Source organism: Myxococcus sp. CA005 (assembly GCF_006518205.1).
Classification (GTDB): Bacteria; Myxococcota; Myxococcia; order Myxococcales; family Myxococcaceae; genus Myxococcus; species Myxococcus xanthus.
In genome coordinates, this window is the sequence record NZ_SRLV01000216.1 from 1 (window position 1) to 443 (window position 443).

The following is a 443-nucleotide window of genomic DNA, read 5'->3' on the forward strand; positions in this document are numbered from 1 at the left end:
CGCTGGGTAAACAGATCGTTCACGGCAAATACGTACCTGGCTCGCCACTTCCGGCTGAGGCGGAGCTCTGTGAAGAGTTTGCAACCTCGCGCAACATCATCCGTGAGGTGTTCCGTTCGCTGATGGCGAAGCGGCTGATTGAAATGAAACGTTATCGCGGGGCGTTTGTGGCACCGCGTAACCAGTGGAATTACCTCGACACTGACGTACTGCAATGGGTGCTGGAAAACGACTACGACCCACGGCTTATCAGTGCCATGAGCGAAGTGCGAAATCTGGTGGAACCGGCGATTGCCCGTTGGGCAGCAGAGCGCGCGACTTCCAGCGATCTGGCGCAGATTGAATCGGCGCTGAACGAGATGATTGCCAACAATCAGGACCGCGAAGCGTTTAACGAAGCGGATATTCGCTACCACGAGGCGGTGCTGCAGTCGGTACATAAC

The 443-nt window shown here is 56.2% G+C and carries 1 pseudogene; it reads left to right on the forward strand.

Going from position 1 to position 443, the window contains the following annotated elements:
* Nucleotides 1–2: 2 nt before the first annotated feature.
* Nucleotides 3–443: pseudogene (gene dgoR / locus FMQ63_RS37210) on the forward strand (D-galactonate utilization transcriptional regulator DgoR); the annotation flags it as partial.